At 70.7% G+C, this 26,379-nt stretch carries 20 protein-coding genes; 7 read left to right on the top strand and 13 right to left on the bottom strand.

Annotated elements, in window-relative coordinates:
* Positions 1-185 precede the first annotated feature (185 nt).
* On the top strand, positions 186-1,220 hold the full coding sequence (locus tag E4F61_RS04165) for a LacI family DNA-binding transcriptional regulator (RefSeq protein ID WP_133478412.1): 1,035 nt from the start codon (positions 186-188) through the stop codon (positions 1,218-1,220).
* Positions 1,221-1,230: 10 nt separating this feature from the next.
* Here the strand turns inward: E4F61_RS04165 and E4F61_RS04160 are convergent, their stop codons facing one another.
* On the bottom strand, positions 1,231-2,919 hold the full coding sequence (locus E4F61_RS04160) for an alpha-amylase family glycosyl hydrolase (protein WP_133478411.1): 1,689 nt from the start codon (positions 2,917-2,919) through the stop codon (positions 1,231-1,233).
* Complete coding sequence (locus E4F61_RS04155) at positions 2,919-4,424, bottom strand: MFS transporter (protein ID WP_133478410.1); 1,506 nt, start codon at positions 4,422-4,424, stop codon at positions 2,919-2,921. Before E4F61_RS04155 ends, E4F61_RS04160 begins: the two co-directional genes overlap by 1 nt.
* Positions 4,425-4,668: 244 nt before the next feature.
* Here E4F61_RS04155 and E4F61_RS04150 point away from each other — a divergent pair, with 244 nt between their 5' ends.
* The 3 genes from E4F61_RS04150 to E4F61_RS04140 are packed head-to-tail and all read left to right on the top strand — an operon-like array spanning position 4,669 to position 11,021.
* Positions 4,669-6,282 carry an alpha-glucosidase family protein gene (locus E4F61_RS04150; protein ID WP_133478409.1) on the top strand — a complete coding sequence of 538 codons (1,614 nt, stop codon included), beginning with the start codon at positions 4,669-4,671 and terminating at the stop codon, positions 6,280-6,282.
* Positions 6,283-6,289: 7 nt separating this feature from the next.
* Positions 6,290-8,980 (top strand): alpha-1,6-glucosidase domain-containing protein, encoded by a 2,691-nt coding sequence (locus tag E4F61_RS04145; RefSeq protein ID WP_133478443.1) that lies wholly within the window; start codon positions 6,290-6,292, stop codon positions 8,978-8,980.
* Between the two features lie 4 nt (positions 8,981-8,984).
* Complete coding sequence (locus E4F61_RS04140; RefSeq protein ID WP_133478408.1) at positions 8,985-11,021, top strand: glycoside hydrolase family 97 protein; 2,037 nt, start codon at positions 8,985-8,987, stop codon at positions 11,019-11,021.
* Between the two features lie 8 nt (positions 11,022-11,029).
* On the opposite strand, the gene E4F61_RS04135 is transcribed toward E4F61_RS04140, so the two are convergent.
* A complete protein-coding gene (locus E4F61_RS04135) occupies positions 11,030-11,338 on the bottom strand; it encodes a hypothetical protein (RefSeq protein ID WP_133478407.1) in 309 nt (102 codons plus the stop codon).
* Between E4F61_RS04135 and E4F61_RS04130 the strand changes: the two genes are divergently transcribed.
* From E4F61_RS04130 to E4F61_RS04120, 3 genes are all read left to right on the top strand, one after another.
* Entirely contained in the window at positions 11,337-12,308 is a 972-nt protein-coding gene (locus tag E4F61_RS04130) for an alpha/beta hydrolase (protein WP_162301400.1), read from the top strand. The genes E4F61_RS04135 and E4F61_RS04130 overlap by 2 nt on opposite strands.
* 267 nt (positions 12,309-12,575) lie before the next feature.
* Positions 12,576-15,332, top strand: coding sequence for a TonB-dependent receptor (locus E4F61_RS04125; protein ID WP_133478405.1), 2,757 nt, complete (start codon positions 12,576-12,578; stop codon positions 15,330-15,332).
* An 89-nt stretch (positions 15,333-15,421) separates the two neighbouring features.
* Positions 15,422-16,846: a solute:sodium symporter family transporter gene (locus tag E4F61_RS04120; protein WP_133478404.1), complete on the top strand. Its 1,425-nt coding sequence runs from the start codon at positions 15,422-15,424 to the stop codon at positions 16,844-16,846.
* Positions 16,847-17,079: 233 nt separating this feature from the next.
* Here the strand turns inward: E4F61_RS04120 and eda are convergent, their stop codons facing one another.
* The 10 genes from eda to E4F61_RS14640 all read right to left on the bottom strand — a co-directional run.
* On the bottom strand, positions 17,080-17,733 hold the full coding sequence (gene eda, locus E4F61_RS04115) for a bifunctional 4-hydroxy-2-oxoglutarate aldolase/2-dehydro-3-deoxy-phosphogluconate aldolase (protein WP_133478403.1): 654 nt from the start codon (positions 17,731-17,733) through the stop codon (positions 17,080-17,082).
* On the bottom strand, positions 17,730-18,710 hold the full coding sequence (gene glk, locus E4F61_RS04110; RefSeq protein ID WP_133478402.1) for a glucokinase: 981 nt from the start codon (positions 18,708-18,710) through the stop codon (positions 17,730-17,732). Before glk ends, eda begins: the two co-directional genes overlap by 4 nt.
* Positions 18,707-20,545: a phosphogluconate dehydratase gene (gene edd / locus E4F61_RS04105; RefSeq protein WP_133478401.1), complete on the bottom strand. Its 1,839-nt coding sequence runs from the start codon at positions 20,543-20,545 to the stop codon at positions 18,707-18,709. The genes glk and edd overlap by 4 nt, the downstream gene beginning before the upstream one ends.
* A complete protein-coding gene (gene pgl / locus E4F61_RS04100; RefSeq protein WP_133478400.1) occupies positions 20,545-21,255 on the bottom strand; it encodes a 6-phosphogluconolactonase in 711 nt (236 codons plus the stop codon). Before pgl ends, edd begins: the two co-directional genes overlap by 1 nt.
* Positions 21,256-21,258: 3 nt before the next feature.
* Complete coding sequence (zwf, locus tag E4F61_RS04095; RefSeq protein WP_133478399.1) at positions 21,259-22,716, bottom strand: glucose-6-phosphate dehydrogenase; 1,458 nt, start codon at positions 22,714-22,716, stop codon at positions 21,259-21,261.
* Positions 22,717-22,791: 75 nt separating this feature from the next.
* On the bottom strand, positions 22,792-23,502 hold the full coding sequence (gene ung, locus E4F61_RS04090) for a uracil-DNA glycosylase (RefSeq protein ID WP_133478398.1): 711 nt from the start codon (positions 23,500-23,502) through the stop codon (positions 22,792-22,794).
* A gap of 43 nt (positions 23,503-23,545) precedes the next feature.
* Positions 23,546-24,328, bottom strand: a complete 783-nt coding sequence (locus tag E4F61_RS04085; RefSeq protein ID WP_133478442.1) for a response regulator — start codon at positions 24,326-24,328, stop codon at positions 23,546-23,548.
* Positions 24,329-24,383: 55 nt separating this feature from the next.
* The gene (gene ftsX / locus E4F61_RS04080; RefSeq protein WP_133478397.1) at positions 24,384-25,334 is read right to left on the bottom strand and encodes a permease-like cell division protein FtsX; all 951 of its coding nucleotides are present in this window, start codon (positions 25,332-25,334) and stop codon (positions 24,384-24,386) included.
* Positions 25,331-26,008 carry a cell division ATP-binding protein FtsE gene (gene ftsE / locus E4F61_RS04075; protein WP_425480107.1) on the bottom strand — a complete coding sequence of 226 codons (678 nt, stop codon included), beginning with the start codon at positions 26,006-26,008 and terminating at the stop codon, positions 25,331-25,333. Before ftsE ends, ftsX begins: the two co-directional genes overlap by 4 nt.
* A gap of 189 nt (positions 26,009-26,197) precedes the next feature.
* Positions 26,198-26,379, bottom strand: a 182-nt coding sequence (locus tag E4F61_RS14640; protein WP_202908937.1) for a hypothetical protein, incomplete at its 5' end; no start/stop codon positions are given.

Here is a 26,379-nt window from a genome sequence, read left to right as displayed (position 1 = left end):
AGGGCCCGGAAGTTCCGGAGTGTTGCGCGGATGGAACGAAAGACGCCGAAGAATGCCGATCGGTGCGTGGACTGCGGGTAAAGCCGGCCGTAATCGCCGAACAAGCACCATGCGGGCGGCCAAGCGGCTTTTCCAGCCCCACCGATGGCAGGGGGCCGGCCGGCGGCCGGTACACTCGGCCGCGCATGAGCAAGAAATCCAGGCCCACCTCGTTCGACATCGCCTTCCGGGCCGGCGTGTCCCAGGCGACCGTCTCGCGGGTGCTGCGCGGCAGCCCGCTGGTGAACGAGGAGACCCGGAAGCGGGTCGAGGCGGTCGCCCGCGAGCTCAACTACAAGGTCGACCGGCGCGCCTCCAGCCTGCGCACCCAGACCTCCGGCACCCTCGCCCTGCTGCTGTTCGAGGACCCGACGCCCGACGAGTCCCACATCAACCCGTTCTTCCTGTCGATGCTGGGCTCGATCACCCGCGCCTGCGCCCGCCACGGGCAGGACCTGCTGGTCTCGTTCCAGCAGCTGTCCGACGACTGGCATTCGGACTACGAGGACTCGATGAAGGCCGACGGGCTGATCCTGCTCGGCTACGGCGACTACGAGCTCTACCGCGACAAGCTCTCCACGCTGGTGGAGCGCGGCACGCACTTCGTGCGCTGGGGCGCGGTGGCCGACGACCAGCCGGGCGTGTCGATCGGCTGCGACAACGTCCACGGCGGGCAACTCGCCGCGCAGCACCTGCTGGCCGGCGGGCGGCGCACCGTCGCCTTCCTCGGCCATGCCTCCAGCCACTACCCCGAATTCCTCGACCGCTTCCGCGGCTGCGAGTCGGCGCTGGCCGAGGCCGGCGTCGTGCTCGACCGCGCGCTGCAGGTCGACGCCGAGACCAGCGAGGAAGCCGGTTACACGGCCGCCGTGCAGTTGCTCGCGCGCGGCCGGCCGTTCGACGCGATCTTCGCCGCCAGCGACCTCATCGCCATCGGCGCCATGCGCGCGCTGCACGAGGCCGGCATCCGCATCCCGCAGGACGTGTCGGTGGTGGGCTTCGACGACATTCCGATGGCGCGCTTCTCCACGCCGCCGCTTACGACGGTGATGCAGGACACCACCCGCGCCGGCCAGCTGCTCGTCGCCACGCTGATGCAGCTGATCCGCGACGAGCCGGCCAGCAGCGCGATGCTGCCGGCGTCGCTGGTGGTGCGTAAGTCCTCGTTCACGCTCGGCTGAGCGACGCGGCTCAGCGCCGCGCCTTGCGCAGTGCCGCCTGCTGCAGTTCCGCGCGCAGGGCGCCGTCGGTGACCGGCGCGTTCAACACGTAGACCTCGACGCCGTGCGCCGGCACGCTCGCCTCCAGCGCGCCGCCGGTGGCGACGTCGACAGCGCCGCCGCGCAGCAGCGGGGTCCAGCGGCCGGCCTGCAGCCAGCGATCGACATGGAACGCCGCTTCGCGCTCGCCCTTGTTGAGCAGCACGAGCGCGATCTGCGCCGCCTCGCGCGTCTGCAGCACGCGGTAGAACGCCGCGCGGTCGCCCTTGAACTCGAGGTTCACCTGCAGGCCGCGCTGCAACGCGGGCGTGGCCGCGCGCACGTTCGCGATGCGGCGCAGCGCGTCATGGATCGGATGCGCCTTCGCCTGCTCGATCCGCGCCTGGCCGAAGTAGTTGCGGTTGCCGGTGTGCTCGGCGGTGCCGCGCTCGAAGCCGATTTCCGAACCGTAATAGATGACCGGGATGCCGCGCGCGGTGAACAGGAAGTTGTGCGCGTCGATGAAGCCGGCGTCGCTGGCGTCGAGCCGCGCCATGTCGTGGTTGTCGTAGAAGGTCATCAGCTCGTACGGGTTCGCGTACGGGCCGTCGGTGAGGTAGAGCCGTTCGGCGATGCGCTCGTAGCTTGCACCCTTGCGGCCGAACACCTCGGCCACGCGCTCCTTGAGCGGGAAGTCGAGCACGCTGACGCCCGCGTTGCGCGGCAGCGTATGCGCGGCGATCGTCGCCGAATCGAAGTCGAAGGCCTCGCCGAACATGAAGAAGCCGGGGCGCTTTTCGCGGATGCGCTCGCTGAAGGCGTGCCAGAACGAATGCGGCATCCAGCCGATGGTGTCGATGCGGAACGCGTCGGCGCCCTGGTCGATCCACTGCGAGTAGGCACCGACGAAGTAGTCGAGCACCGCGGGCTCGTTCTCGTTGAGATCCGACAGCTGCGCGAGGCCACCGGACGTGTTGTACCAGCGGTGCAGCGGGTTCTTCTTCGGATCGAGCTTCGCCGGCGGCAGGTTCTGGTGGTCGGCGAGCAGTTCGCCGCGCGGGCCGTAGATCTTGCCGTACTTCGGCTGGTCCTTCGGCATCGTGTACGCGGGCGAGCCGTGGTTGGCCACGATGTCGAGCACGGTCTTCAGGCCGTGCCGTTTCAGGCCCGAGGTGAGCCCGCGGAAGTCCAGCCCCGCGCTCGGCAGGTGCTCGTCGAGCACGTAGAAGTTGTCGCCCCAGTAGCCGTGGTAGCCGGTCTTGCCGCGATCGGTCCACATGCCGCCCCACTTCACCGCATCGCCGCCGGTGAAGGCCTCGTCCGGGTTGTCGACAATGGGCGTGATCCAGACCGCGCCGAAGCCCATGTCGCGGATGTAGCCGGCGTTGTCGAGCAGGCCTTTGAAGTCGCCGCCGAGGTAGCCGATGTTGTCGCTGTGGCCCTTGGGCGCGCCGGGCGTCGGACGGTCGAAGGTGTGCAGCGCCTTGCCGCCCTGCTCGCGATGGTCGTTCGAGGGATCGCCGTTGACGAACCGGTCGATCATCACGAAGTACACCGCGTCGCTCGCGAAGGGCTCCTTCGTGCCGACGAATTCGCGCGCGCTGACCTGTGCCCGTTGGGCCTGCGCGGGCAGCGCGAGCGACAGGGCAACGGCGAGCGACGCGAGGCGGAACGCACGCATCACGGCGACGTCGCCAGTCGCGGCGCGCGCGCCGCGGGCTCGCGCACGCGCAGGACGCAGAGGCCCGCGACGATCATCGACGCGCCGCCGATCGCCAGCGCATACGCCGGGTGTCCGCCGAACAGCGTCTTCAGCAGGAAGCCCAGCAGGCTCGCGGCCACCAGCTGCGGGATGACGATGAAGAAATTGAAGATGCCCATATACACGCCCATCTTGCGGGCCGGCACGCTGTCCGACAGCAGCGCGTACGGCAGCGACAGGATCGATGCCCAGGCGAAGCCGACGCCGACCATCGACAGCAGCAGCCAGCGCGGGTCGCGGATCAGCATGATCGACACCAGCCCGAGCCCGCCCACCACCGCGTTGACGAGGTGGCTGGTGCGCAGGCCCCAACGCGCGACCATCTTCGGGATCACCACCGCCGCGACGGCGGCGAACAGGTTGTAGGCGGCGAACAGCACGCCCACCCAGTTCGCGCCTTCGTTGTAGGCGTCCGACGCCGGATCGGTGCTGTGGAAGTGCAGGTCCGCCACCGCGGGCGTGGTGTAGATCCACATCGCGAACAGCGCGAACCAGGAGAAGAACTGCACGACCGCAAGTTGGCGCATCGTCGACGGCATGTCGTAGAGGTCGTCCATGATCTGGTCGAACGCGCCGCCGGTCGCCGCGGTGGCGCGCAGCAGCAGCGCGAGCCCGTAGCCCGCGATCAGTCCGCCGAGGATGTAGAGCTGCTTGTCGAGCCCTTCGACGTAGACGACCGCGAGCAGCACCGCGCCGGCGACGAGCCATGCGAACGCACCCGTGCGCATGCGCGACGCATCGCGCGGGCGGCGCGCAGCGGGCGGCGCCTCGTCCCAGCGCTGCAGCGTCTCCGGCGGATACTCGCGCGTGCGCAGGATGGTCCAGCCGATCGCCGCCAGCAGCACCACGCCACCGGCGTAGAACGACCACCGCACCGTATCGGGCACCACGCCGGGCTCCGCCGTATTGGCCACGCCGAAATGCGCCAGCACGTACGGCAGCGCGCTCGCCACCACCGAGCCGATGCCGATGAAGAAGCTCTGCATCGAGTAACCGGTCGGCCGCTGCTCCACCGGCAACTGGTCGCCGACGAAGGCGCGGAACGGCTCCATCGAGATGTTGATCGACGCGTCGAGCATCCACAGCAGGCCCGCGGCGATCCACAGGCTCGGCGAGTTCGGCATCAGCAGCAGCGCGACGCTCGCCAGCACCGCGCCAGCAAGGAAGTACGGGCGGCGCCGGCCGAGCCGCGTCCACGTGCGGTCGGAAAAGTGACCGACGATGGGCTGCACGATCAGGCCGGTCAGCGGCGCGGCGATCCACAGCATGGGCAGTTGCTCCATGTCCGCGCCGAGCGTCTGGAAGATGCGGCTGACGTTCGCGTTCTGCAGCGCGAAGCCGAACTGGATGCCGAGGAAGCCGAAGCACATGTTCCAGATCTGCCAGAACGTGAGCCGCGGCTTGGACTGCGTGGTGGGATTCATGAACCGCCCTGCGATGCGCCGTGTCCGGCGAGTGTGGCCTGTAAGCCGCGAGAAACCGGTGTGCAATGCAGCATCGCGAAACGGCGGCGATGCGGCGTGGCCGGCATGGTAGACAGCGGCTCCCCTGCACAAATCGCGCTGCAAACGTATTCAGCCCGGCGCGGGCGCAGGGGCCGGCATGCTCCGCAGCCCGCGTGGAATCCTTCCCGCGGCGACGGATGAACGCGACAGGATCGGTACCTCGATGACGACGAAGCGCTGGTGGCGAGGCGCGGTGATCTACCAGATCTACCCGCGCAGCTTCCTCGATACCAATGGCGACGGCATCGGCGACCTGCCCGGCATCGTCGAGAAGCTCGACTACGTCGCGAGCCTCGGCGTCGACGCGATCTGGATCAGCCCGTTCTTCAAGTCGCCGATGGCCGACTTCGGTTACGACATCGCCGACTACCGCGACGTGGATCCGATGTTCGGCACGCTCGCCGACTTCGATCGACTGCTCGCGAAGGCGCATTCGCTCGGCCTGAAGGTAATGATCGACCAGGTGCTCAGCCATACCTCGGCCGAGCACGACTGGTTCAAGGCCAGCCGCAGCGCGCGCACCGGCGAGAAGGCCGACTGGTACGTCTGGGCGGACCCGAAGCCCGATGGCACGCCGCCCAACAACTGGATGTCGCTGTTCGGCGGCGTGGCCTGGCAGTGGGAGCCGCGGCGCTGCCAGTACTACCTGCACAACTTCCTCGTCGAGCAGCCCGACCTGAACTTCCACAACCCGGCGGTGCAGCAGGCGCAGCTGGACAACGTGAAGTTCTGGCTCGACCGCGGCGTCGACGGCTTCCGGCTCGACGCGATCAACTTCTGCTTCCACGACGCGCAACTGCGCGACAACCCGCCCAAGCCCGCGCACCTGCGCACCGGCCGAGGCTTCGCGCCGGACAACCCGTACGCGTTCCAGTACCACCACTACAACAACACGCAGCCCGAGAACCTCGGCTTCCTCGAGCAGATCCGCGCGCTGATGGACCGCTATCCCGACGTCGCCGCACTGGGCGAGATCTCGTCGGAGGATTCGCTCGCGACGATGGCCGAGTACGTGCGCCCCGGTCGGCTGCACATGGGCTACAGCTTCGAGCTGCTCACCGACGACTTCAGCGCCGCCTACATCCGCGGGACGGTGGAGAAGCTCGAGGCGAGCATGGTCGACGGCTGGCCGTGCTGGGCGATCAGCAACCACGACGTGCAGCGCGCGGTGACGCGCTGGGGCGGCGACGCGCCGGGCGATGCGCTCGCGCGGCAGCTGGTCGCGCTGGTCTGCTCGCTGCGTGGCTCGGTCTGCCTGTACCAGGGCGAGGAACTCGGCCTGCCCGAGGCGGACGTGCCGTTCGAACTGCTGCAGGATCCCTATGGCGTGACGTTCTGGCCGACGTTCAAGGGTCGCGACGGCTGCCGCACCCCGATGCCTTGGCGCGACGGCGCGCAGGCCGGCTTCAGCGAGGCGACGCCCTGGCTGCCCGTGGCGGACAGCCACGCCGCGCGCAGCGTCGCGGTGCAGGACGCCGATCCGTCCTCCGTACTGAACGCGGTGCGCGCGTTCCTGTCGTGGCGCCGCGCGCAGCCCGCCCTGGTCGAAGGCGACATCCGCTTCCTCGATACGCCCGAGCCGGTGCTGGCCTTCGTGCGCACGCGCGGCGACGCGCGCCTGCTGGTGGCATTCAACCTGTCGGCCGCGGCGGTCGAGTGCGCGGTCGACGTCGGCGCCGCGCGCGCGCTCGACTCACCGGGCGTGGACGCCGGAACGCTGAATGACGGCCGCCTACGACTACCGCCGCATGGCGCGCTGTTCGCGGCGCTGGACTGAGTCCGCCATGCGCGGCTGGCACGGCCTCGCACTCATCCTGCTGGCGACGCTCCCGTCGCAGGCGATCGCGGCGGGCGACCCGGCACGCGCGGACTGCGATGCGTCGGCGACGTCGCGCGTGCTGCAGCCGGCCGCCGACGCACGCACCGATGCCCGCGCCTACTGGCTCGACGGCAGGACGCTGCGCTGGCCGGGCAAGCCCGACGACGGCCGCTACCGCCTCGCGTGGTCGAGGTCGGCACAGCTGCGCGTCGGAACCGACCGACGCCTCGCGGGCGCGGACGGCACGTTGCCGCTGGCCCGCTCGACCCGCGCCGCGCCCGCGGCGTTCGCGTTCGTCCCGACCGGCGCCCAGCGTGCGCTCACCGCCGCCGACGCGGCCACGTTACGCGCGCATGTGGACGCGCAGTGGTGGGCGATCCAGCTGGACGCGCAGGGCCGCGTGGTGGATGCGACGTACGTGCAATCGCCGGGCCTGCTCGACGCCGGCTTCGACGGTGATCGCGCCGCGCTGGGCCCGCGGCGCCAGGGCGACGACCTCGCACTCGGCGTCTGGGGGCCGACCGCGTCCCGCGTGAGCGTCTGCCAGTACGCGGATGCCGACGCGCCGGCCTCGGCGGTCGTCCCGCTGCAGCGCGACGCCGCGACCGGCGCATGGCATGCGCGCCTGCGCAAGGCGGGCGGCGCGTACTACACCTATCTCGTCGACGTGCTCGTGCCGGGCATCGGGCGCGTGCGCAATCGCGTTACCGATCCGTACGCGACCGGCCTCGCCACCGATTCCACGCGCAGCGCCGCGCTCGATGTCACCGATGCCGCGAACCCGTCACTCGCGCCTTCGGGCTGGGCCGCGCATCCACGTCCTGCGCCCGCCGCGAGCAACGTCGACATGACGGTGTACGAGCTGCACGTGCGCGACTTCTCGGTGAGCGACGAGAGCGTGCCGGCCGCGCACCGCGGCAAGTACCTCGCGGTCACCGACGGCGCGTCGAACGGCATGCGCCACCTGCAGGCGCTGCAGCGCGCCGGGCTCACCGACCTGCACCTGCTGCCGGTGTTCGACATCGCGACGATCCCCGAGCGCGGCTGCGTCACGCCGGCCATCCCGCCGTCGGCGCCCGACAGTCCCGCGGTGCAGGCCGGGATCGGGGCCGTCGCCGCGCGCGACTGCTTCAACTGGGGCTACGACCCGTACCACTTCGGCGTGCCCGAAGGCAGCTACGCCACGTCGACCGACGATGCGGCCACGCGCATCCGCGAATTCCGCGCGATGGTGCAGGCGCTGCACGGCCTCGGGCTGCGCGTCGGAATGGACGTCGTCTACAACCACACCACCACCTCGGGGCAGGCCGACACCTCGGTGCTCGACCGCATCGTGCCCGGCTACTACCACCGCCTCGACGCGAACGGTGCGGTCGAGCGCTCGACCTGCTGCGCGAATACCGCGACCGAGCACCGCATGATGGCGCGGCTGATGGCCGACACGCTGGTGACCTGGGCGCGCGACTACGGCATCGATTCGTTCCGCTTCGACCTGATGGGCCACCAGCCGCGCGCGGCGATGGAACGCGCGCAGGCCGCGCTGCGCGAGGCCGTCGGCCACGACGTCCCCCTGATCGGCGAGGGCTGGAACTTCGGCGAAGTCGCCGACGGCGCGCGCTTCGTGCAGGCCGCGCAGGGCCGGCTCGACGGCACGCATGTCGCCACCTACAGCGATCGCGCGCGCGATGCGCTGCGCGGCGGCGGCTGCTGCGATTCGGGCGAGGCGCTGCTCACGCAGCAGGGATGGCTCAACGGGCTGGTCGATGCGCCGGAACGCCGCACCGAGGCGATGAAGGCGGCCGACCTGGTGCGCGCGGGCCTTGCCGGCACGCTGCGCGGCTACACCGCTACGTTCGCCGACGGCCGCACCGCGCCGCTCTCGATGCTGGACTACAAGGGCGCGCCGGCCGGCTACGCCAGTCAGCCGGACGAGGTCGTCAACTACGTCGAGAACCACGACAACCTCACGCTGTTCGACGTCGATGCGCTGCGCCTGCCGCGCGGAACGTCGCCCGCCGAGCGCGCGCGCGTGCAGGCGCTCGGCATCGCGGTCGTCGCGCTGAGCCAGGGCGTCGCCTACTACCACGCCGGCATCGACGTGCTGCGCAGCAAGTCGCTGGACCGCAACAGCTTCGATTCCGGCGATGCCTTCAACCGGCTCGACTGGACGTACACCGACAACGGCTTCGGTGTCGGCCTGCCGCCCGCGGCCGACAACGGCAAGGACTGGCCGCTGCTCGCGCCCGTGCTGCGCGATGCGTCGATCAAGCCGGCGCCGCGCGACATCGCCTGGACGCGCGATGTCTTCCGCGACTGGCTCGCGCTGCGTGCCGCCACGCCGCTGCTGCGTCTGCGCAGCGGAGCCGAGGTGCAACGCCGCCTGACGTTCCCGGCGTCCGGCCCGTCGCAGGATCCGGCGCTGATCGTCGGCCACCTGGATGGCAGCGGCCTGCCCGGTGCCCGCGAGCTGCTGTATCTGGTCAACGCCTCCGCGCGCGAACGGGTGGTCGAGCTGCCCGGCGAAGCCGGGAAGCCCTACGTCCTGCATCCCGTGCAGCGCGCCGGCACCGACGCGCGCGTGCGCGACGCCCGCCACGACGGGCGCGGCCGCTTCACCGTGCCCGGCCGCAGCGCCGCCGTCTTCGTCATCGAGTGACCCCATGAGCCTGCTCCGACGCACCGCCCTCGCCGTCCTGCCCCTCGTGCTCGCGGTGCTGCCCGCGCATGCCGCCACGGTCGCCAGCGTCGAATCGCCCGGCCACGTGCTGCGCGTCGAACTCGACGTCGACGACGGCCGCATCGGCTACCGCGTGTTCCGCAAGGGCATGCCACTGATCGGCACGTCGCGGCTGGGCTTCCTCTTCCAGGACGCCGAGCAGCTGCAGCGCAACCTCGCCTTCACGTCGCAGGCCACGCGCAGCGTCGACGAGACCTGGGAACAGCCCTGGGGCGAACGACGCGTCACGCGCAATCGATACAACGAGCTGCGCACGCGCTTCACCGAGACGATCAACGGCAAGCGCGCGATCGACGTCACCTTCCGCGTGTACGACGACGGCCTCGGCTTCCGCTATGAATTCCCGGACCAGGCGTCCGTGAAGGACGTGCGCATCACCGACGAGCTCACCGAGTTCGACGTGTTGCCCGACGCGACCGCGTGGTGGATTCCGGCGGGCGAGTGGAACCGTTACGAGTACCTGTACGACCGCACGCCGCTGCGCGAGGTGTCGCAGGCGCATACGCCGATTACGCTGAAGACGGCCGATGGCACGTACCTGTCGTTCCACGAGGCGGCGCTGGTCGACTATTCGGGCATGTGGCTGCGGCGCGTCGAGGACCAGCGCCTGAAGGCGCAGCTCGCGCCGGGCAGCGAGGGCTGGAAGGTGCGGCGGAGCGCGCCGTTCAGCACGCCGTGGCGCACGATCACCATCAGCGATCGCGCCGGCGGCCTCGTCGAGTCGAGCCTGATCCTCAACCTCAACGAACCCAACACGCTCGGCGACGTCAGCTGGTTCAAGCCGGCGAAGTACGTGGGTGTCTGGTGGGCGCTGCACCTCGAGGACCGTACCTGGGCGACCGGTCCGAAGCACGGTGCGAACACCGAGGAAACCAAGCGATATATCGACTTCGCCGCGAAGCACGGTTTCCGCGGCGTGCTGGTCGAGGGCTGGAACCCCGGCTGGGACGGCAACTGGTTCGCGAACGGCTGGGGCTTCGATTTCGCCCGCGCGACGCCCGACTTCGACATCGAGGCGCTGTCGAAATACGCGGCCTCGAAGGGCGTGCACCTGATCGGCCACCACGAAACCGGCTGCGCCGTCAGCCACTACGAACGCCAGCTGCCGAAGGCGCTCGATCTCGACGCGCGGCTCGGCATCGACGTGGTCAAGACGGGCTACGTCTGCGACGCCGGCCAGATCGAGCGGCAGGATGTCGAGGGCGGCCCGGTGCTGCGCGAATGGCATGACGGCCAGTGGCGCGCGAACCACCAGCTGCGCGTCGTGCAGGAGGCGGCGAAGCGCCATGTCGCGATGGTCGACCACGAGCCGATCAAGGACACCGGCCTGCGCCGCACCTACCCGAACTGGATCTCGCGCGAGGGCGCGCGCGGCATGGAATACAACGCCTGGGGCCACCCGCCGAACCCGCCGGAGCACGAGGCGAACCTGGTGTTCACGCGCCTGCTCGCCGGCCCGATGGACTTCACCCCGGGCGTGGTCAGCCTGAAGGGCCGCGGCGGCCAGCCGATCCAGAGCACGCTCGCCAAGCAGCTCGCCAACTACGTGGTGATCTACTCGCCGGTGCAGATGGCCGCCGACCTGCCCGAGCACTACGAGCAGCACCCCGACGCGCTGCGCTTCATCGAGGACGTGCCGACCGACTGGGAGGACACCCGCGTCGTCAATGGCGAGCCGGGCGACTTCGTCACCATCGCGCGCAAGCAGCGCGGCGGCGATGACTGGTTCGTCGGCAGCGTCACCGACGAGAACGCGCGCACGCTTTCGCTGCCGCTCGACTTCCTCGACGCCGGGCGCACCTACGAAGCGCAGGTCTACCGCGACGGCGACGGTGCGGACTGGAAGACGAAGCCGTTCGCATTCGTGGTGGAACGCCGGCGCGTGAAGCGTGGCGACTTGCTGTCGCTGAAGCTGGCGCCGGGCGGCGGCGCGGCGATCCGCCTTCGCGCGCTGGAATGACGGGCGGGTCAGTCCAGGCTGAACTTGCGCATCGGCCGCGGCGGGTACACCGACGTGAACTGCGCGCCGCCGGCCAGCCGGTACGCGGCCGACACGCCGCGCTCGATGCCCTTGGCGTCGAGCACCGACTTCACCTTGCGGAAGGTCACGCGCGGATCGTCCGTCTGCACGAACAGGTTGATGTCCTTGGGGCGCACGTCGTAGCCGTCGGTGCGCGCGGCGCCGATCACCGGCCGCAGCTCGTCCTCCAGCGTGGCCAGGAAGGCCTCGTCGGGCAATGATTTGCGATAGAACTTGATGACGAGCTCGTATTCCATGGCGACGATTGTAGGCGGCACGGGGCAACACGATGTGCAGCGGCACGCGGTGGCGGCCGTCGCGCTGGCGCTTCTCCTGGCGGCTACCGCCGCACCCGCGGCACCGCGCATCCGGACGCTGCACGTCCCGGCTCCCGGCGTGGCCGATGCGCCGCTGCGCGTGCGCGTGGCGGTGCCGCCCCGGTGCCTCGACGCCCGCGCGCGCTGCGACACGCTGTACGTGAACGACGGCCAGGATGCCGAGGCCACCGCGCTGTTCGAGACCGTCGCGGCGCTCGACGCCCGCGGCGAGATCCGCGCGCCGGTCGTGGTCGCGATCGACGCGCCGCCCGACCGCATGGGCGCCTACGGTTTTTCCGACCGCGCGAACGGCCGGCCGGTGATCGCGCCGACGCGCTACGGCGACGTCGGCGCACGCGCGCAGGCGTACTCGGCCTGGCTGGTCGACGTACTGGTGCCGCGCATCCAGGCGCGCTGGCCGGTGCGCCGCACGCCGGCCTCGCGCACGCTGCTGGGCTGGTCGCTGGGCGGCGCGCATGCCTTCGATGTCGCGTGGCAGTACCCGGACGTCTTAGGCGGCGCGGGTGCGTTCTCCCCGTCGTTCTGGTTGTCGACCGAGCGCGACGACGCCGACGCGATCGCACGCACGCGCATCGCGCATTCGAAGCTGACGCACGCGGCCCCACCGTCGCTCCGGCTGTTCCTCGCCGTGGGCACCGACGAGGAGCGGGACGATCGCGACGGCGACGGCGTCAACGACGCGCTCGACGACGTGCGCGAGCTGGTCGACGGCCACGCCGGCGCACCGGGCCTGCGCGCGCTCGGCTATCGCATCGACGCCGACGGGCGCGTGCAGCCGGGCCACGGCGACGTCGCGCTGTACGTGTTGCCCGGCGGCATCCATCGGCAGTCGAGCTGGGGCCGCGTGCTGCCGGCCTTCCTGCGCTGGGCGTACCCACGCGGGCGCTGATCCGGCGCCAGCGCGTGCGCGATACGCGGTCGCGCCCTTGCGCGAGCCGCCAACGCAACCGTCCCACGTGCCGCGACGGCAGGTGCGCGTCCGCGCGGGCGGGCGCCGTCACGGTCCGGCCATGAATACGTTTGCAGCGCGATTTGTGCAGGGAGGCCGCCCTCTACCATCGCCGCAGCTCGGTGGAACGGCCGCCGCAGCGGCCCGGGGCCCGCGTCATGCGATCGCCGGTCCCATCGCCAAATCACAGTTCGGGAGTACCAGGGGATGAATCTGAAACGCAACCTGCTCAGCGTCGCGCTCGCCTCGGCGGCGATGATGGCGGCAGCCGGCGCGCAGGCGCAGACGGCGACGTCGGCCAAGCCGAAGTCCGACGCCGACCAGCTCGACAGCGTCGTGGTGAAGGGCATCCGCCGCGGCATCGAGCGCTCCATCGACACCAAGAAGAATTCGACGTCGATCGTCGAGGCGGTCTCCGCCGAAGACATCGGCAAGCTGCCCGACATCAGCATCGCCGAGTCCATCGCGCGCCTGCCGGGCCTGGCGGCGCAGCGCGTCGCCGGCCGTGCGCAGGTGATCAGCGTGCGCGGCCTGTCGCCCGACTTCTCGACGTCGCTGCTCAACGGCCGCGAGCTCGTCAGCACGGGCGACAACCGCAGCGTCGAGTTCGACCAGTACCCGTCCGAGCTGCTCAGCGGCGTGACTGTGTACAAGACGCCGGACGCGGGGCTGGTCGGCCAGGGCCTGTCGGGCACGATCGACATGCAGACGGTGCGCCCGCTCAACTTCCAGGACCGCGTGATCGCGGTGAGCGCGCGGGGCCAGCACAACTCGCTGGGCGCGGCGTCGAACCAGGACGCATTCGGCAACCGCTTCAACGCGGCCTACATCGACCAGTTCGCGGACCGCACGATTGGCCTGTCGCTGGGCTACTCGCATTCGGACACGCCGATCCAGGAGAACCAGGTCGGCCTGTACGAGCCGTGGCAGCAGCTCGGCACCGGCTGGCGCCCGGGCGTGCCGGCGGGCACGTACTACTCCGACGGCATCAAGGCGCTGCGCCGCACGGGCTACATCAAGCGTGACGGCGTGATGGGCACGCTCGAGTTCCGTCCGAACGCGAGCTGGACCAGCACCGTGGACGTGTTCCATTCGGAATCGCGCCAGGAAGACACCGCCAACCAGTTCGAGGTGAACCTCAGCGGCTACAACGGCACCAATCCGTACGTGCCGCTGGTCGTCACGGGCGCGCAGGTCAACGGCAACGGCACGTTCACCGGCGGCACCGCGGCCAACGTGTACCCGCTGGTGCGCGGCATGTACAACGACCGCAAGGACAAGATCGACGCGTTCGGCTGGAACAACCGCTTCAACGTCGGCGCGGTGAAGCTGGTCGCCGACGTCAGCTGGTCGAAGGCCAAGCGCAACGAGCTCAGCCTCGAGAACAACCTGCAGCTGGCCCCGGGCAACCTGGACACGCTCAACCTGCAGTACAGCAGCAACGACTTCTCGCAGATCAACCCGCACCTCGACTACTCCGACCCGACCAAGCTGCTGCTCAGCAACACGATCTACGGCTCGGGCTACGGCAAGGTGCCGCGCGGTCGCGACGAGCTGAAGAGCTACCGTCTCGCGGCGAACATCCCGGCGCCGGCAGGCCTGTCGTCGTGGATCGCCGACTTCGACGTCGGCGTGAACTACGCCGACCGCGAGAAGGAAAAGCACCAGCCCGAGGCCTCGACGCTGCTCGGCCCGCAGGGCGTCACCACGATCCCGGCGGACCTGCAGTACGGCCTGGTCGACCTCGGCTTCGCGGGCGTCGGCCTGATCCCGACCTGGAACGTGCCCGGCGTGGTCAGCCGCTTCATGACCTTCGACCCGAGCGAGACCGCCGCCGGCTACCTCGTCGCCAAGGCGTGGACGGTCAACGAGAAGATCACCACCACGTTCGCCAAGGCCAACATCGACACGCAGTGGGGCAGCGTCCCGGTGCGCGGCAACGTGGGCGTGCAGGTGCAGCACGTCGACCAGTCGTCGACCGGCAACGTGTTCGACGGCACCCGCCCGGCGGGCCAGCAGATCGTCTCGTACACCCGCGGCAAGACCTACCCCGACGTGCTGCCGAGCCTGAACCTCGCGTTCTCGCTGCCGGCCGACCAGACGGTGCGCGTGGCGCTGGCCAAGCAGGTCGCGCGCCCGCGCGTCGACGAGCTGCGCGCCTCGCGTGACTTCGGCGTCGACCAGACCAAGACGCCGGCGGTGCCGGGCGCGAGCGGCGGCAACCCCGAGCTCGATCCGTGGAAGGCCAACGCGTTCGACATCTCCTACGAGAAGTACTTCGGCACCAAGGCCTACGTGGCGGCGGCGTACTTCTACAAGGACCTCACCACCTACATCTATTCGCAGAAGCGCGACGGCTACGACTTCTCCGACCTGCTGCAGGGCTACGTGGTGCCGCCGGGCGGCACGACGCCGCAGTCGACCGGCACGTTCACCGCGCCGTTCAACGGCAAGGGCGGCAAGATGCAGGGCGTCGAGCTCACCGCGTCGCTGCCGCTGAACATGTTCACGCCGGTGCTCGACGGCTTCGGCATCGTCGCCAGCGCCACGTACAACGACAGCAACATCACGATCCCGCCGGACGACTCGAACGTCAGCAGCGTCGGCAGCGCGCCGATCGCCCTGCCCGGCCTGTCCAAGCGCGTCTACAACTTTACTGCGTACTACGAGAAGGCCGGCTTCGAGGCGCGCGTGAACCAGCGCCGCCGCTCGGACTTCATCGGCGAGATCGGCAACTTCAACGGCAACCGCACGCTGCGCTACGTGGTCGGCGAGAACATCACCGACGCGCAGGTCAGCTACACGTTCGGCGATGCGAGCAGCCTCAAGGGCCTGAGCCTGCTGTTCCAGGCCAACAACCTGACCAACGAGTCGTACCGCACCTACGCCGGCACCAAGGACCGCCCGCTCGAGAACATCGAGTGGGGCCGCACCTACCTGGTCGGCGTCAGCTACAAGTTCTGATCCCGTCCTAGCCGCACCCCTCGGGCCCCTGCCGGTTCTCTCCGCCGGCAGGGGCCTTTTTGTTTTCCGATGTCCCGACGAGGTTCCCGATGTCGTCCAATGCCGTGCAGATCGCCGTGTTCATCGCGCTTACCGCGCTGGTCGCGCTCGCCACGTGGTGGCGTTGCCGCCGTGAGCGCCACGCCGCGGACCGCGGCCGCGACTACTTCCTCGCCGGCGGCTCGCTGACCTGGCCCTTCATCGCCGGCAGCCTGCTGCTGACCAACATCTCGGCCGAGCAGATCGTCGGGATGAACGGCGCGCAGTCGATGCTGGTGGCCTGGTGGGAATTCGGCGCCGCCGCGGGCCTGATCGTGCTGGCGCAGGTACTGGTGCCGATGTACTACCGCTACAAGTGCACCACCACGACCGAGCTGCTCGAGCGCCGTCTGGGCGATCCCGGCATCCGCCGCGCGGTGTCGCTGCTGTTCCTGCTCGGCTACACCTTCATCCTGCTGCCGATGGTGCTCTACACCGGCGCGAAGTTCATGCAGTCGATGTTCCAGCCGGACCTGTCGCTGCTCACGCTCGCGGTGCTGTTCGCGATCGGCGGCCTCGCCTACGCGGCGATCGGCGGCCTGCGCGCGATCGCGGTGTCCGACACCTACATGGGCGTGGTGCTTCTGGTGATGGGCATCCTCGTCACGGTGTTCGCGATGAATGCGATCGGCTGGGATCTGTCCGGCCTGCCGACCGACCGGCTGACCCTGCTCGGCGCGCCCGACTCGGACATCCCGTGGCCGACGCTGCTCACCGGCATGCTGTTCGCGCACCTGTTCTACTGGGGCACGAACATGGTGATCGCGCAGCGTGCGCTCGCCGCGCCGACGGTGCGCGAGGCGCAGAAGGGTATCTACGCCGCGGCGTTCTTCAAGCTGCTGACGCCGGCGATCGTGGTGCTGCCAGGGCTGATCGCCTTCAAGCTGTTCGGCGACGTCGACGACGATGCCTACGGCCGGCTCGTCAGCCACGTGCTGCCCTCGTGGATGTCGGGCGCGTTCGCGGCGGCCATCACCGGCGCGGTGCTGTCGAGCTACAGCGCGGCGCTGAACTCCGCCGCCGCGCTTTACACGGTGGACGTGCATCTCGCGCTGGTGAACCCCAAGGCCGACGCGAAGCGTCTCGGCCGCTGGGCGACGATCGCGTTCACCGCGGTCTCGCTGGCGATCGTGCCGCTGTACACGCAGTCCAAGAGCATCATCGCCACGCTGCAGCAGCTCAACGGGCTCTACTCGATGCCGGTGCTCGCCGCCTTCATCGTCGCGATCTTCTTCGACGGGGTGAACGCACGCGCGGTGCGCTGGGCGCTACTGTTCGGCGTGGCGCTGTACGCGGTGTTCACGTTCGTGTGGACACCGCTGCACTACCTGCACCTGATGTTCGTCACGCTGCTGTCGACGATCGCGTTCGCGCTGGTCGGCAGCCGGTTGATGCGGCGCGCGCCGATCGCCGCGACCGCGGTGGACGCCGCCTGAATCCGGGCGAACCCGTCGCCCTGCCAAGGCGGCGGCGTCGCCGGGACGCGGACGCCGTCTCGCGCCGGGGCGCGGCGACGACGTAAGCTGCCTCCCGATGATCCTCGACTTCGCCCTCGACCACGCCCCGGTGACGCTGGTGGCGCTGACGCTTCTCGCGATCGGTGCGTTCGCGCTCGCCCGCGCCCTGCGCGCGGGTTCGCGGCCGCGACGCTAGCGGCGTCGCGGGCCGCTCAGCCCGCTCGCAGCGACGCCGCCTCGCGCGCGAGGCGGGCGATGCCGTCCCAGTCGCGCGCGGCCAGCTGCGCGGGCGGCACCATCCACGAACCGCCCACCGTCGCGACGTTCTTCAGCGCGAGGTAGGCCGGTGCCTTGGCGGCGTCGATGCCGCCGGTGGGGCAGAAGCGCACGTCCGCGAACGGGCCGGCGAACGCGCGCAGCGCGACCGTGCCGCCCGCGGCTTCGGCCGGGAAGAACTTGAAGCGCCGGTAGCCGTGCTCCATGCCGAGCATCAGCTCGCTCGCCGTGGCGACCGCGGGGATGAACGCGAGCGCGGTGAGTTCGGCGGCTTCGTACAGCGCCGCGGTGGTGCCGGGTGCGATGCCGAACACGGCGCCGGTGGACTCGACGGCGAGGAAATCCTCCTTGCGCAGCATCGTGCCGGCGCCGACCAGCGCGCCCGGCACCTCGTTGACGATCGCGCGCATCGCATCGAGCGCGCAGGGCGTGCGCAGCGTCACCTCGAGCACCGGCAGGCCGGCGTCGACCAGCGCACGCGCCAGCGGCACGGCGTCGTCGCAGTCCTCGATGGCGAGCACCGGCAGCACCGGCGCCTGCGCCAGGATCGAATCGACGCGCGCGGCGCGCGTTTCGGGGGTCCAGATCATCGGGCGGTCTCCGTGGAAGCGCGCAGCGCGACGGCGGCGCCGAGCAGGCCGGGCTGCGGATGGACGATGACGTCGACGGCGACGTTCTCGAGGTACGCGGCGAAGCGCCCCTTGGCGAGGAAGCGCTCGCGGAACGCGCTCGCGCGCAGGAACGGTACGAAGCGCGGCACGATCCCGCCGGCGATCACCACGCTGCGCGCGCCATGGATCAGCGCCGCATCGCCGCAGACCGCACCGAGGATCGCGCAGAAGCGCGCGAGCGCGCGGCGCGCGGCGACGTCATGGCCTTCGAGCGCGAGGCGCACCACGTCCGCGGGGTCGCGCAGTACCGGCGCCTGCCCGGCAGGACGATCGGGATCGCGCATCACTGCGTCGATCTGCGCCAGCCCCGTGCCGCAGAGCACGCGTTCGTTCGACGTGCGCCCGTGCAGCGAATCGAGCCAGCGCGCGATCAGGCGATCCTCCTCGATGACCGGCGCGAACGTCGCGTGGCCGCCCTCGGTCTCGATCACGTGCCAGCCGCGCGCGTCGTCGCCGACCAGCAGCGCGACGCCGAGCCCCGTGCCTGGGCCGATCACGGTGACCGGCGATGCGGGCGGCCGCGACGACGGGCCGTAGAGATGCACGACGTCGGCGTCGCCAAGCGCCGGCACCGCCCACGCGACCGCGCCGAAATCGTTGAGCATCAGCAGGCGTTCGAGACCGAGCGCCTGTTCGAGTTCGCTGCGGCTGAAGGACCAGGCGCGATTGGTCAGGCGGATCTCGTCGGTGCTCACCGGCGACGCCACGGCGATCGCCGCGCGCGTGGGCTGGGCCCCGACCGATTGCAGGTAATGCTCGCAGGCGTGCTGCAGGCTGGCGAAATCCGCGCAACGCAACGGCGTGACATCACGCAGCGCGGCCTGCGGCGCGTCGAGGTCGGTCAGCGCGAAGCGCGCGTTGGTGCCGCCGATGTCGGCGATCAGGCCAAGGGTCATGCGGAGAGTTCCCGGTCGCTCGCGTCGAGCAGCGCGCAGGCGCCCTCCTCCGCGCTGCCGACCTCGTGGCGCATGAGCGCGAACAGCTCGCGACCCATGCCGGTGCGGTTCGCGGACAGGTCGGTGCGATGGGGCTCGCGCGCGGCGAATTCGGCGGCGTCGACACGCACGTCGATCGTGCCGGCATCCGAATCGATGCGCACGACGTCGCCGGGCTGCAGGCGCGCGATCGGGCCGTCGTTCGCGGCCTCCGGCGTGAGATGGATCGCCGCCAGCACCTTGCCCGACGCGCCGGACATGCGGCCGTCGGTCAGCAGCGCGACCTTCTGGCCGCGGTCCTGCAGCACCGACAAGGTCGGCGTGAGCTTGTGCAGCTCCGGCATGCCGTTGGCCTTCGGGCCCTGCCCGCGCACCACGGCGATGAAGTCGCCCTCGAGCAGGCCGGCGCGGAACGCATCGAGCAACGCTTCCTGCGCCTCGAACACCTGCACCGGGGCCTCGATGACGCGATGCTCCGGCGCGACGGCCGATACCTTGACCACCGCGCGGCCGAGGTTGCCCTGCAAGCGGCGCAGGCCGCCCTCGCTGTCGAACGGCTCGCTCGCCGGGCGCACCACGGACGCATCGCGCGACTGCGCGGGCGCTTCCGCCCACTTCAGCGCGGTGCCATCGAGATAGGGCTGTTTCGCCTGGTCGCGCAGGCTGCCGCCGTGCACGCAGCGCACGTCCTCGTGCAGCAGTCCCGCATCGAGCAGCTCGCGGATCACGAAGCCCACGCCGCCAGCGGCCTCGAAATGGTTCACGTCGGCGCTGCCGTTCGGATACACGCGCGCCAGCAACGGCGTGACGCGCGAGAGCTCGTCGAGATCGTCCCAGTCGATCACGATGCCGGCGGCGCGCGCGATTGCGACGAGATGGATCGCATGGTTGGTCGAGCCGCCGGTCGCCGCGAGGCCGACCATCGCATTGACGATCGAGCGTTCGTCGACGACGTCGCACAGCGGCGTGTACGCATCGCCGAGCGCGGTGATCCGCAGCACGCGCTCGGTCGCCGCGACGGTCAGCGCGTCGCGCAGCGACGTGCCCGGGTTGACGAAGGCCGTGCCTGGCATGTGCAGGCCCATCACTTCCATCAGCATCTGGTTGGAATTGGCCGTGCCGTAGAACGTGCAGGTGCCGGGTGCGTGGTACGAGGCCGCCTCGGCTTCCAGCAGCTCGTCGTAGCCGACCTTGCCTTCCGCATGCAGCTGGCGGATGCGCGCCTTTTCCTTGTTCGGGATGCCCGACGGCATGGGCCCCGCGGGCACGAGGATGCACGGCAGGTGGCCCCAGCTCAGCGCGCCGATCAGCAGGCCGGGCACGATCTTGTCGCAGATGCCGAGCAGCAGCATGCCGTCGAACATGTCGTGGCTGAGCGCGATCGCGGTGCCGAGCGCGATCGTGTCGCGCGAGAACAGCGACAGCTCCATGCCGAAGCGGCCCTGGGTGATGCCGTCGCACATCGCCGGCACGCCGCCCGCCACCTGCGCGCTGCCGCCGTTGGCGCGCGCGATGGCGCGGATCAGCGTCGGAAACGTCTCGAACGGCTGGTGCGCGGAGAGCATGTCGTTGTAGCTGGTGACGATGCCGATGTTCGGGCCGACCTGCCCGCGCAGGAACGGCTTGTCCTCGCCCGCCGCCGCGAAGCCGTGCGCGAGGTTGCCGCAGCCGAGCGCACGGCGCGCAGGGCCGTCGTGGCGCATCGAGGCCATGCGCGCGAGGTATTCGCCGCGACGCTTCGCGCTCTTCTCGCGGATGCGACCGGTGACGCGTTCGACGACGGGATGCAGGGACATCAGGGACTCCAGTGGACGTGCACCGCCGCGCCGGGCGCATGCAGCAGCGCCGCGATCGGGCGCGACATCGCGTCCGCATCGTCGATGGCCCGCGCGAGCACGGCGCGCTTGGCCTCGCCGGTGACGGCCAGGTGCAGCACGCGCGCGCGTCGCAGGCGCGCGGCGGTGAGCGAGATGCGGGGAAACGGCGCCTCGGGCGGCAACGGATCGGGATCGACGCGCAGCGCCTCGACGTCGGTGGCGGGATCGAGCGCCATGGCGAGCTGCGCCGCGCCCGGGAACAACGACGCGGTGTGCGCGTCCTGCCCCATGCCGAGCACCACCGCGTCGAATTCGCCGCGATGGTCGGCCAGCATCGCGCGTGCATAGCGCTCCGAGCGCGCCGGATCGCCGTTGGCGACGGTCAGTGCCTCGATGCGCACGTCGGTGTCCTTGAAGATCGCGCGCAGCTCGCCCACGTTGGAGCTCGGGTGGTCGTGCGGCACGCAGCGGTCGTCGGTTGGCATCAGCACGATGCGCGCGGCATCGTCGCGCTCGCGCCAGCGCGCGGCCAGCGCGCGGTACGCGGGCAACGGCGTGCGGCCGCCGGCGAGTGCGAGCAGCGCGGTGCGACGCTGCGCGAGCGCCGCATCGACCGCCGTGGCCAGCTCATGCGCGAGCGCGACGGCAAGCGCTTCGCCGTCGGCATACGTGTGGTCGATCCGCGCCATGCCTCACTCCCGCCAGGCGTGGCCGTTGCGGTCGATCAGCGAGACCGCCGCGCTGGGGCCCCACGTACCCGCCGGATAGGCTTTCGGCGCGAGACCCGCCGCGCGCCAGCCCTCCTCGATCGCGTCGACCCACTGCCATGCGGCCTCGGTCTCGTCGCGGCGAACGAACAGCGTGCCGTTGCCTTCCAGCGCGTCGAGGTAGAGCCGCTCGTAGGCGAGGCGGCGCCGCACGCTGGCGAACTCCTCGTGCATGTCGAGGTCGAGCGCGACGGGCGAGAGCTGCAGGCCGCCGCGGTCGAGGCCGGGCGTCTTGCTCATCAGCTGCAGCTCGATGCGCTCGTCCGGCTGCAGGCGGATCACCAGCGCGTTCGGCTGCGGCGCGGCGCCGAAGATCGAATGCGGCACCTGCCGCAGCTGCACGTAGATCTCGGTGGAGCGGCGCGGCATCCGCTTGCCGGTGCGCAGGTAGAACGGCACGCCGGCCCAGCGCCAGTTGTCGACCTGCGCGCGGATCGCGACAAAGGTTTCCGTGCGGCTCGGGCGCCCGAGCTCGTCAAGGTAGCCGGGCACGGCGCGCCCGTCGATCGCGCCCGCCGTGTACTGGCCCGCGACGGTTTCGCTGGCCACCTCCGCGCGCCCGATCGGCCGCAGCGAGCGCAGCACCTTGATCTTCTCGTTGCGCACCGCCGACGGATCGAAATGCGACGGCGGCTCCATCGCCACCAGGCACAGCAGCTGCAGCAGGTGGTTCTGCAGCATGTCGCGCATCGCGCCGTAGTCGTCGTAGTAGTCGCCGCGGCCCTCCACGCCCACGGTTTCGGCGACGGTGATCTGCACCTGCTGGATGTGCCGCGCGTTCCACAGCGGCTCGAACATCGCGTTGCCGAAGCGCAGCGCGAGCAGGTTCTGCACGCCTTCCTTGCCGAGGTAGTGGTCGACGCGGAAGATGCGCGCCTCGTTGAACACGGCCGCCACGCTGTCGTTGATCGCGTTGGCGCTCGCGAGGTCGTGGCCGATCGGCTTCTCCAGCATCACGCGCGTGCCTGCACCGGCGAGGTCCATCGCGCCCAGCGTGCGGCAGATCTCGCCGTAGAACTTCGGCGCGGTGGAGAGGTGGTAGACCGCGTCGCCGCTGCCGCGCAGCTCGCGCACGCGTTCGCCGAGGCGCGCGAACGACGCCTCGTCGCCGAGCGTGGCGGGCGCGTAGGCGACGCGCTCGAGCAGGTCGCGCACGACCGCATCGTCGCGATCGGCGTCGGGAACGAAGCGACCGATCGCCTCGGCCACGCTCTCGCGGAAGCCGGCGTCGTCGAGCTCGCTGCGCGCGGTGCCGAGGATGCGCAGGCCGTCGGGCAGCAGCCGGTCGCGATGCAGGCCGTAGAGCGAGGGCAGCAGCATGCGCTGCGCAAGATCGCCGGTGGCGCCGAAGATGGTCAGGAGCGAAGCGGGCGTGGGACTCATGGCGTATCGCGTCGACTGGACTCCGAAGCGTACGGCGCCGGCCATGAAGGACGCGCTGTATACGATTACAGCCGCCTAGACGGGCGGCAGCAGCGCGGCCGGCGGCAGCGACCAGTCGATCGGCCGGCCGCCACGGCGCGCGAGGTACTGGTTGGCGGCCGAGAAATGCCCGCAGCCGATGAAACCGCGGTGCGCCGACAGCGGCGACGGATGCGGCGCCTTCAGCACGCGGTGCCTGGCGGTGTCGATGCGCTTGCCCTTGGCCTGCGCATAGCTGCCCCAGAGCAGGAACACGAGGCCCTCGCGCTCGGCGTTGAGCACGTCGACCACGTGGTCGGTGAAGCCTTCCCAGCCCTTGCCCTGGTGCGCGCCGGCGCGGCCGGCCTCGACGGTAAGCACCGCGTTGAGCAGCAGCACGCCCTGCCAGGCCCAGGGCAGCAGGCAGCCGTGGTCGGGCTTCGGGATGCCGAGGTCGCGCTGCAGCTCGGCGAAGATGTTGAGCAGCGACGGCGGGATCGGCACGCCGGGCCGCACCGAGAACGCGAGCCCGTGCGCCTGCCCCGGCCCGTGGTAGGGATCCTGGCCGAGGATCACCACCCGCGTGTCGTCGAACGGCGTCGCGTCGAAGGCGTTGAAGATCTCCGGGCCCGGCGGGAAGACCTGCGCGCCCGCGCGCTTGCGCTCGCGAAGTAACGCAGCGAGCTGCTGCATGTCGTTTCGCAGCAGGTACTCGCCGACGCGGGCTTTCCAGCCGGCCTCGAGCTTGACGGTATCGGTCGCGGTCATCGCCCTATCGTCGGGAATCGCCCGACACGGCGCAACGAATGCGTCAGGCTTCGACCGGCAGGCGCGAGAGGCGCAGCTGGAACAGCGTCTTGGTCACCAGCAGGCGTTCCTCGATCGGCTTGAGCACGAGGTCGTTGGCGCCCGCCCGCAGCAGCTCGCTCTGGTTCTGCGGGTTCGCGTCGCCGGTCATCACCAGGATCGGCAGGCGGCGCTTGCCGTAACCGAACTGCACGCGCAGGCGGCCGAGCAGGTCGTGGCCGCTGAGTTCGCCCTTCAGGTAGACGTCGGTGAGCACGAGGTCCGCGCCGATGTCCTCCTCGCCGCGCTGCTGCTCGAAATGCGCGAGCGCTTCCTCGACGCCGATGAAGTGCAGCACCTTCAGGCCATGGCGCTCGAGCATGCGCTTGGTCGCCACCGCGACGACCTTGCTGTCCTCGACGTACAGCACGCGCGCGCCGGGGATCGGCTCGGGATGCACGTAGCCGCGGATGAAGGCGGCGAGCGCCGCGTGGCCGAGGCCCTTGTCGAAGTAGTCGGTGACGTCCTCGGTGAACGCACGCGATTCGAGGTGCGACTGCGCATCGCCGGAGACGACGATGATCGGCACGTACTTCTGCCCCGCGGCCTCGCGCACCGTATGCGCCAGCGCGATGCCGTCGCCGTCGGGCAGGCCGATCGCGGTGGTAACGAGGTCGACCGGGCCGTTCGCCAGCGCCTCGCGCGCCTGCGCCACGCTCTCGCAGGCCACCACCTCGACGCCCGGCACTTCGCGCACCAGCACGTCCGCGATGAGCTTGCGCACCAGCTTGCTGCCGTCGACGACCATGATGCGCGCCGGCGTGGCCGGCAGATGGCGAAGGTCCTGGTGCTCCGTGCTCACGTCATTCGCCGGTCGAGCGGGTCTGCCTCAGATAGTGACCGGTCACCAGCCCTGCGCCAAGCCAGCCGAGCAGGCCGGCGCCCAGAACTGCGACGGCGGCCCGGATCGGGTCGAAGCCCTGCAGGCGGAACGCGCTGCCGTAGGACTGCGCGAGATGGACGATCGGATCGTGCAGCGCGATCTCGGCGCCGGTGAGCAGCGCCAGCGCGATCAGGCCGGACAGCACGCCGTAGCACGCGCCCAGGTACAGGAAGGGTCGCCGCACGAAGCCGTCGGTCGCGCCGAGCAGTTGCAGCACCTCGATCTCGTCGCGCCGCGACTGGATGTCCAGCCGCACCGTATTGCCGACGACGAGCAGCGCCCCCAAGCCGAGCAGCACCGCCAGCACCCAGGCGATGCGCTCGCCCAGCGTGAGCCAGCGATCCAGCCGCTGGCGCCATGCGGCGTCCTGCTGCACCACGTCGACGTCGGGCAGCGACTGCAGCGCGCTGGCGACGACCGCGTCGTCGCCGCGCGGCGTGACCCGCAAGAGATGCGGCAACGGGTTCTCGCCGAGCGCCGCCGCGGCATCGCCGAGTCCGCCCTGCTCGCGCAGCTCTTTCAAGCCTTCGTCGGCGCTGCGCACCTGCACCGCCGCGACGTCCGCGCGCGTGCGCACCTCGGCGGCCAGCGCCTGCGCGCGATCCAGCGGCGTTCCGGGCTTCAGGTAGGCGCTGACCTGCCGCGACTGCTGCACGTCGCCGGTGAACTGCGAGAGGTTCGACAGCACCGCCCACAGGCCGAGCGGCAGCGCGAACGCGATCGCCATGACGCCGACGGTGAGGCCGGTCGCCCAAGGCTTGCGCGCCATGCGGCGCAGGCTCGCGACCAGGCTGTGCACGTGGTGGTCGACCCAGGCGCCGAAGCGCGAGCGCGTGCGCACCACGTCGTTGCGCCGGGCTTTCGTGCTCATTCGGCGAGGTCTCCGGGCGCGATGTCGTCCACGAGCTTGCCGTGGTCGAGCACCAGCACGCGCTTGCGCATGCGCCGCACCAGCGCGAGGTCGTGGCTCGCCACCAGCACCGACGTGCCGCGCAGCGCGAGCGATTCGAGCAGCGCCATGATCTCGGTGGACAGCGCGGGGTCGAGGTTGCCGGTTGGCTCGTCGGCGAGCAGCAGCCTAGGCTCGGCGACGATCGCGCGCGCGATGCCCACGCGCTGCTGTTCGCCCGCGCTGAGCTGGCGCGGCAGCGACTTCTCGCGATCGGCCAGTCCCACCTTGTCGAGCGTGGAGCGTACGCGCTTGGCGATCTCGACGCGGTGCATGCCGCGCAGCCGCAGCGGCAGCGCGACGTTGTCGCCGACGCTGCGGTCGGCGAGCAGGCGGTGGTCCTGGAACACCACGCCGACCTCGCGGCGGTGCAGCGCGACGCGACGGCCGCGCAGCTTGCCGAGGTTGCGGTCGGCGAACACCACGGTGCCGCGCGTGGCGCGCTCGGTGAGGTGGATGAGGCGCAGGAGCGTGCTCTTGCCCGCGCCGGAGTGGCCGGTGACGAAGAGCATCTCGCCGGGCGCGACCTCGAAGCTGACGTCGGCGAGCGCATCGCGACCGGAGGCGTAGCGCTTGCCGACGCTGTCGAAACGCAGGAGGGTCATGCCGCGGAGTATCGCAGATGGGCCGCGTCGACTGGCGCGCCCTGCGCCGCCGAATCCTCAGGTGGCGCAGCGGCAGGCACTGCGATGCCGGCACGCGCCGTTCTACCGCCGGAAACGAAAACGGGCGACCGCATGCGATCGCCCGTTCGGAGCCCGTGCCGCATGCGCGGCGGGACGACGTCAGTGCTGGCTGCGCGGCGCGCGCGTGATCAGCGACTTCAGCCCGCGTGCGACGCGACCGAGCAGCCCCGGCTTCGCGGCCTGCGACGCCGCGGCGGCCGGCGCCTCGCCCGATGCGCGCGCGGGGCGCGGATCATGGCGCGGCGGGCGCGGCGTCCGTTCCGGGCGCGGCGTGGCCGGCG

The sequence above is a fragment of the Cognatilysobacter segetis genome (assembly GCF_004359965.1).
Taxonomy (GTDB): Bacteria; Pseudomonadota; Gammaproteobacteria; order Xanthomonadales; family Xanthomonadaceae; genus Cognatilysobacter; species Cognatilysobacter segetis.
The sequence above is the reverse complement of the archived record's forward strand: the minus strand, read 5'-3'. Positions and strand labels throughout refer to the sequence as shown.